Here is a 4,146-nt window from a genome sequence, read left to right on the forward strand (position 1 = left end):
CCGGCCGGCCAGCACCGGCCACCCGTCGCCGTCGGGGTGGGCCAGGGAGAGCACCGGGGCGTCCGGGCCCGGGCCGACCCGGCGGTGGCGCGCGGTGCGCGCGGGCACGAGCGCACCGGCGGCCCGCAGCGCCCCGAGCAGCGACCGCACCCGCTCGGCCGGAGCCCCGGCCCGCTCGGCCACCGCGATCAGGCCGGGCAGGTCGGTGGTGCCGTCCAGGGCCGCGAGCACCGCCTCGTCAGCGGCGCCCAGGCCGTCGAGGACGACGGCGCGGCGCTCGTCCAGGCCCACCTGGAGCCGCCCCGGCCCTCGCCAGGCCGTGAGCAGCCCCGGCCGCAGCTGCAGCAGCACCCGTCGCCCCCCGCCCGCCGTCCGGCTCGTGCTCCTCGAGGCTGCCAGGGGCGGGGGTCGCGGCGCGGACGCCGTCCACAGGGCCGGGGAGGGCTGGGGACGACGACGGCGGAGGACCCGCCGTGCGGGTCCTCCGCCGTCGAGGCGTTGCGAGGGTTGGAGTCGTGGGGCTAGGAGGCGCTCAGGACGCCTTGCCGAGGATGCGGTTGAGGTTCGTGCCGCACACGGGGCACTTGCCCTTGGCCATCCGGCGACCGTTCGTCTCGACGACGTCGCCCTCGGCCTCGCGCTTCTCCTTGCACTTCACGCAGTAGAACTCGCCCTTGTAGGTCTCGGCCATGGGGGCCTCCTCGTTGTCGGCAGGGCCCTGGAGGGACCGCGCGACGAGGCCGCGGCAGTGCGTCCTCCGGGGCGGGGACCGCGACACAGTAGCCGAGCCGCTGCAGTGCGTCAGGGCCGTGCGCGGGGATCGAGAGGTGCCCCGGACGCCGGGGTTCGTCCCGGCTTCCCCTCCGGGGGAGCGCCGACGCCCGGGGAACCTCAGCGACAACGGTAGGCAGGGGGCGAGGAATCGTCAACGGGAAGCCAGGTACCGGCCTCAGTCGGCACGCTGCGTCGAGGGTCCGTGACGTGCTGTGCGACCGCTGGGCGACGCGGGCGCGCACGGGCCGCGAGGTCCCCCGAACGGGCGCCGTGACGGCTACCGTTCGGCCATGGTGGCGCGGGCAGCGCACACCGCGGACTCGACGCGGTCGGGGCAGGAGCCGCAGGCTCCCGGGCCCTCGGGCGAGCGCGCCCCGGTCGAGGTCCGCCGCAGCTCGCGCCGGCAGCGCACCGTGACCGCCTACCGCGACGGCGGGACGGTCGTGGTCCTCATCCCCGACGGGTTCTCCGCCGCCGAGGAGCGCCTGTGGGTCGAGCGCATGGTCTCGCGCCTGGCCGCCCAGGAGCAGCGGCGCCGCCTCAGCGACGACGCCCTCGAGCGCCGCGCCGCGGACCTCTCCGACCGCTACCTCGGCGGGATCCCGCGCCCGACGAGCGTGCGGTGGGTGGCCAACCAGAGCACCCGCTGGGGCTCGACGACGACCTCCGACGGCAGCATCCGGCTCTCCGACCGGCTCCAGGGGCTGCCCGCCTGGGTCGTCGACTACGTCCTCGTCCACGAGCTGGCGCACCTGGTCGAGCACGGGCACGGCGAGGCGTTCTGGGCCCTGGTCGACGCCTACCCCCGCAGCGAGCGCGCCCGCGGCTACCTCGAGGGCTTCGCCGCCGCCCGCGACCTGCCGACCGGCGAGGTGGACGACAGCGCCGACCCCACCGCCTCGCTCGGGAGGGGTTGAGCTAGGCGCTCGCGGCGGGACGGCCGGCGCGCTGGTCGGCCAGCAGCGCGGCCGCCCGGTGCAGGCGGGGCGGCAGGTCGGCCACGACCCCCTCGGGCAGGGCGTCCAGCGGCCACCACGCGACGCCGTCGCTCTCGTCGCTGACCGCGGGCACGGCCGTGGCCGGCGCGGTGGCGAGGAAGGCGACGTCGAGGTGCTCGGAGCAGCGCCCGAACGCCCCGGGCAGCGCGTGGCGGTCCAGGTCGGCCGGGGCGCCGCCGAGGGCCAGCGACAGCCCGCCGGGCGCGGCCGCCAGCCCGGTCTCCTCGACGGCCTCGCGCAGGGCCGCGGCGGCCAGCGAGGCGTCGGTGGCCTCGACGTGCCCGCCCGGCTGCACCCAGAACCGGCCCTTGCGGTGCAGCACGAGCAGCGCCTGCCGGCCGCTCTCGTCGAGCACCAGGCAGGACGCCGTGAGGTGCGCCGGCGGGCCGGCCTTGGCGAGGGCGTCGGGATGGGCGCGCAGGTGCGCGAGGTAGTCCTGGCGCAGCCGCTCCTGGCCGGGCTCGGACGGCGTCCAGGCCCCCAGCACCGCGAGGGCCTCGGCGTGCGGGCCGCTCACCCGGTCGGCCCGCCGGTGCTCCCCCCGGTGCTTCCTCCCGCGCCCTCGTCGAGGATCTGCTGCAGGGCGGCGTCCACGTCGGCGGAGGAGGCCTCGGCGTCGCTGCGCCGGCGCGCGTAGCCGTCGGGGTCGTCGAGGTCGGCGGCCGTGGGCAGCAGGTCCGGGTGCGCCCAGACCGCGTCGCGCCCGTCCCGGCCGCGCGCGGCCTCCAGCACCGACCACAGGCGGGCGGCGTCGCGCAGGCGGCGCGGCCGCAGCTCGAGGCCGACCAGGCTCGCGAGCACGTGCTCGGCGGGCCCGCCGGAGGCCCGGCGCCGCCGCACGGCCTCGCGCAGCGCGCCGGCCTGGGGGAGCGTGCCGCGGCAGGCGGCGTCCACCAGCTCGTCGACCCAGCCCTCGACCAGGGCGAGAGCGGTCTCCAGGCGGTCCAGGGCGGACTGCTGCGCGGGGGTGCGCTGGAGGTCGAACATGCCGGAGGACAGCGCCTGCTGCAGCGCCTGCGGGTCGCTCGGGTCGACCGAGCGCACGGCCTCCTCGATGCGGTCGGTGTCGATGGTGATGCCCCGCGCGTAGGCCTCGACCGCGCCGAGCAGGTGCCCGCGCAGCCACGGCACGTGCGCGAACAGCCGGGCGTGCGCGGCCTCGCGGGTGGCGAGGAACAGCCGCACCTCGGCGAGCGGGACGCCGAGGCCCTCGGCGAACGCGGCCACGTTGGCCGGCACGAGGGCCGCCGTGTGCCCGTCGGTCAGCGGCAGCCCGACGTCGGTGGCGGAGACGACCTCGCGGGCCAGCCCGCCGACCGCCTGGCCGAGCTGCATCCCGAAGACGGCGCCGCCGATCGAGCGCATCACGGCGCCGGTGCCGGCGAGCATCGGCGCCAGCTCCTCCGGGGCCTGCTGGGCCATCGCCGCGGCGACGGCGTCGGCCACCGAGGAGGCGACGGGCTCGGCGAGGCGCCGCCACACCGGCAGCGTGGCCTCGACCCACTCCGAGCGCGACCACGCGCGCTGCGCGCCGGCGCCCGCCGGGAGGTCGGTGACGGCGTCCAGCCACAGGTCGGCCAGGCGCAGCGCCTCGCCGACCTCGCGCTGCGCGGCGTCCCCGGTGCTCGGGTCACCGCCGGCGACGGCGGCCTGGCGGGCCAGGTCGCGCGCGAGCTCCCAGTTGACCGGGCCCTCGCCGGAGGTGGCGAGCAGCCGCTGCACCGACGCCATGACCTGCGCCATGGCCGTCGGGTCGTTCGAGAGGCGCTCGATGAGCTCGGCCGGGTCGATGCCCGGGGGCAGGCCGGCGCCGCCGGGGGCCCCGGGGAACCCGGGCGGGAGCCCGCCGGTCAGCCCGGCGCCCCCCAGGGCGGAGAACAGCTGGGACAGCGGGTCCTGGGGGTCTCCGGGCGGCTGCTGCGGGTCGTCCTCGGGCCGGTCCTCGTCGGGGTGCTCGGGCACCGGGACCTCCTGCGGGTCGGGCGGGCGGGTGGCGGGGCTCCCGGGCGCGGGGGCGGTCGGGGGCACCGGACAGAATGGGTGTCGAGTGGGCCGCGCCGAGGTCCACCGTACCCAGCACGCCGTCAGCACGCCGTCAGCCCGGTCCAGGGCGCTTGGAGGTCCGGTGCCCGACCGCCCACCCGCGCGCGCCGTGGCGGTGACCGGCGCCGGGTCGGCCGTGGGGGCCGCGGTCGTGCGGGCCCTCGCCGCCGACGCCGCGACGACGCGCGTGGTGGCCGTGGTGGACGCCGAGCACCCCGGCGCCGCGCCCGACCTGCCCGGGGTGGAGCACCACCGGGTCGACCTCACGAGCCCGGACGTCGTCCGCGCGCTCGCCGGCGTCGACGCCGTCGTCCACGTCGCGGTGGACACC

Annotated in this window: 5 protein-coding genes and 1 pseudogene; 2 read left to right on the plus strand and 4 right to left on the minus strand. The window is 78.7% G+C overall.

Annotated elements, in window-relative coordinates:
- Together AC5FZL_RS15810 and AC5FZL_RS15815 are read right to left on the minus strand one after the other, a co-directional pair.
- A pseudogene (locus tag AC5FZL_RS15810) lies at positions 1–351 on the minus strand (hypothetical protein); the annotation flags it as partial.
- 181 nt (positions 352–532) lie between these two features.
- Positions 533–691, minus strand: a complete 159-nt coding sequence (locus AC5FZL_RS15815) for a DUF5679 domain-containing protein (protein WP_493619839.1) — start codon at positions 689–691, stop codon at positions 533–535.
- A 373-nt stretch (positions 692–1,064) separates the two neighbouring features.
- Here AC5FZL_RS15815 and AC5FZL_RS15820 point away from each other — a divergent pair, with 373 nt between their 5' ends.
- The gene (locus tag AC5FZL_RS15820; RefSeq protein WP_493619840.1) at positions 1,065–1,691 is read left to right on the plus strand and encodes a M48 metallopeptidase family protein; all 627 of its coding nucleotides are present in this window, start codon (positions 1,065–1,067) and stop codon (positions 1,689–1,691) included.
- A 1-nt stretch (position 1,692) separates the two neighbouring features.
- Here the strand turns inward: AC5FZL_RS15820 and AC5FZL_RS15825 are convergent, their stop codons facing one another.
- Positions 1,693–2,289 carry an NUDIX domain-containing protein gene (locus tag AC5FZL_RS15825; protein ID WP_493619841.1) on the minus strand — a complete coding sequence of 199 codons (597 nt, stop codon included), beginning with the start codon at positions 2,287–2,289 and terminating at the stop codon, positions 1,693–1,695.
- Positions 2,286–3,734, minus strand: coding sequence for a zinc-dependent metalloprotease (locus AC5FZL_RS15830; protein WP_493619842.1), 1,449 nt, complete (start codon positions 3,732–3,734; stop codon positions 2,286–2,288). Before AC5FZL_RS15830 ends, AC5FZL_RS15825 begins: the two co-directional genes overlap by 4 nt.
- A 163-nt stretch (positions 3,735–3,897) precedes the next feature.
- On the opposite strand from AC5FZL_RS15830, the gene AC5FZL_RS15835 reads away from it, so the two are divergent.
- The coding region (locus tag AC5FZL_RS15835; RefSeq protein WP_493619843.1) for an NAD-dependent epimerase/dehydratase family protein at positions 3,898–4,146 on the plus strand (249 nt) is incomplete at its 3' end.

The organism is Quadrisphaera sp. DVD1, from assembly GCF_058932755.1.

Coding starts and splice junctions, on each gene's coding strand:
- AC5FZL_RS15820 (WP_493619840.1), top strand. CDS start 1,065: ATGGTGGCGCGGGCAGCGCACACCGCGGACTCGACGCGGTCGGGGCAG.
- AC5FZL_RS15815 (WP_493619839.1), bottom strand. CDS start 691: ATGGCCGAGACCTACAAGGGCGAGTTCTACTGCGTGAAGTGCAAGGAG.